Origin of the sequence: Zooshikella harenae (genome assembly GCF_018837975.1) — a bacterium.
Taxonomy (GTDB): domain Bacteria; phylum Pseudomonadota; class Gammaproteobacteria; order Pseudomonadales; family Zooshikellaceae; genus Zooshikella; species Zooshikella harenae.
Map to the genome: position 1 here is coordinate 1 of NZ_JAGSOY010000192.1, position 2,369 is coordinate 2,369.

The 2,369-nt window shown below is 39.0% G+C and carries 5 protein-coding genes; all 5 read right to left on the bottom strand.

Features of this window, described 5'->3' with window-relative positions:
* Positions 1-203: 203 nt before the first annotated feature.
* Positions 204-662, bottom strand: coding sequence for a CPCC family cysteine-rich protein (locus KCG35_RS24660; RefSeq protein ID WP_215822508.1), 459 nt, complete (start codon positions 660-662; stop codon positions 204-206).
* Positions 662-865: a hypothetical protein gene (locus KCG35_RS24665; RefSeq protein ID WP_215822509.1), complete on the bottom strand. Its 204-nt coding sequence runs from the start codon at positions 863-865 to the stop codon at positions 662-664. The genes KCG35_RS24660 and KCG35_RS24665 overlap by 1 nt, the downstream gene beginning before the upstream one ends.
* A gap of 129 nt (positions 866-994) precedes the next feature.
* Positions 995-1,156 carry a hypothetical protein gene (locus KCG35_RS24670; protein WP_215822510.1) on the bottom strand — a complete coding sequence of 54 codons (162 nt, stop codon included), beginning with the start codon at positions 1,154-1,156 and terminating at the stop codon, positions 995-997.
* 410 nt (positions 1,157-1,566) lie between these two features.
* On the bottom strand, positions 1,567-1,962 hold the full coding sequence (locus tag KCG35_RS24675) for a hypothetical protein (protein ID WP_215822511.1): 396 nt from the start codon (positions 1,960-1,962) through the stop codon (positions 1,567-1,569).
* Positions 1,959-2,369: HINT domain-containing protein (locus tag KCG35_RS24680; protein ID WP_215822512.1), on the bottom strand; the 411-nt coding region annotated here is incomplete at its 5' end. The genes KCG35_RS24680 and KCG35_RS24675, both read right to left, overlap by 4 nt.

The following is a 2,369-nucleotide window of genomic DNA, read 5'->3' on the forward strand; positions in this document are numbered from 1 at the left end:
CAAAAAAAATCAAAAAGTAAATAATCCACCTTCTAAGAAGGTGGATTATTTACTTCCCTACTGCATCCTGAATACGCTCCATAAAGCTGCTGCCGGTAAAGCCTGGATTCAGGTAGGGACTAAAATTACGCGGTGTTGAGGAGCTTGGACCAAACAGGTTAGTAGCCCCGCGAATGCGGGGCTACTCCAATCAAATAATAAATTTAATTACTTAACCACTTATTTCTATAAAATAAATTGGGTTGCTCTTTGATCCTATCTCTATATTCTTTAATGCTCCCTTTATTAGCGCCACTAGAAGAATCTATATCGGCTGTTCCGTCATCTTCCCAATTACAGTAGTCACAAATATCATAACCAGTGCCTTCTTCTTGGTTATAAACTTCAGAAAGCGTTTTCATGTTGCAGCAAGGGCACCTAAACATTTCAGCAACATCCCCTATAACTTCAACCTTTTTACCCGTCATCCCTTCGTAAAGTTCTGACAAGTAACCATTACTTACACCTATATATAATTCTGCTAGCACTTCAAAAACTTGATTCTCAAGCTCAACACTCTCATCTATATCCTCTAGCAACTCCAAAAGTTCGTCACGAGAATTAAAGGCCAAACGGCATTTTGTAACAAGCTTAACAACTTCCTCTCTAGAGATTACTTTCATTATAATTTGCCAGCCTCTTTCAGCGTATTGATGACAACATCATCACTTCTACCATCCCACTTGTAAAATGACTTTATTTTTCCACCAGCATTTGTTCCTACAAAAATAGTGTTTGTGGATGGCTCGAATCTATAATTAAACGCTCCACTCGTTGTTTCAACCAAGTTACCGTTATTTTTTCTCGTACCAAATTCAAGAGCCATTTCGCTATACTCCTTTGAATTTTTAGCACCGAACTCAGCGCCATGTTTCTTAAAGTGCGTTTTTAACTTTCCCTTGGACCAAAGCTGTTTTCCAGGTCCCCACTTTGTAACAACTTATTGATCAAGAATTTAATCTACTGTTTCAACAATATGAATCACAGCCAAGCAAGATTCTACAATTGAACCAACACACCACACAGAAGCCAATCCACCAACTTCCGTAGGGGTTTCGTCTTCAAGGCCAGAAAGAAACTTTGACTTTGAATGATCAGAAGCACCAATCGTAGTCATATCAAAACCACGAGACCAAGTTCGAATCGCTTCGAGAAGAGAGTTCGAGGAACACTGCGATATGTATGTTCCGCCGCCCCATTCAAGAAAAAAGGTGTATCTTTTCATATTAGCGATTTCCTTTTGCATTTGAACTATGATGCTCACCAGTAAAATCTTTATCTTTCCTGGCCTTTTCCATCGCTTTTTTAGCTTTTTCCATAGCTTTCTTCACTTCTGGGGTTTTATTCGGTTGGCTTTTTAAAGATTCGTAATCCGATTTTGCATTTTCATATTTTTCAGACGCAGCATCCCGTCTTTTTTGATTCGCATGCTTAGCATTTTTCCCGCCTCCTTTCTTTGTAACATTTAATCATAGCCGAATCGTAGGCGTAAAAAAGCCCGCGATAGCGAGCTATAATTTAATTAGACTAGTTTCCTTGAGCAGAAACCTCTATATCTTCACATTGTATATTTAGGCTAATCCAATCGCCTTCTTTAACTTTTGAATCTCCCGACTCAACCATTATTAGGCAATCTTTGGATAATCGAAAATATGCCATGCCATCCTCCTCGACAGATTCAACCTCACCATTCATAAGTGTAGATCTCCCCTGAAGTGCCATTGAATACCGATCTTCGTTTTTATTACTAGTATTAATCACCTGATCTATAGATTTCTCAATGTCAATTTCAACATCGTACTCATAGTTTTTAACCGGCTTATTAGCACCAATCCACGTTGCAATGCCATCCCCTACACCTGAACCAAACTTGACAACTGTATTACCGTCGACGTCTTCAAAACTGATTATTTTAATCTTCACTGAGGAATCCTCTGCAATACATTTTCCACTTTATCGTCATGCCAAGTTTCTTGATGATAATGAAGTTTATTTGGCTTGCTGTTCATTTCGTGGTCACCAAACCTGATACTTCTCTTGCCATCTGCCGACCAAATACGATCTGGGTCTGGTAGTCCATCTCTAGGGTCTATATTTGTTTGCTTATCACCTAAGAAATTGTCCCATTCATCGGTCGCGTTCTTTTGTTTAACCGCTTTACCGCTCTTGGTTTCAATTTCAGGACGGTCATACCCTCTACTCTTTGTAACTTTACAGTCAAGCCCATCGCCATTATGAACCCAAGCACCTAACTTACCAACAAAATATGTGTGGTAATCAGCTACCTCAAAGTTATAAACATCCTGTGTTCTAAAGTCAGGGATAATTTC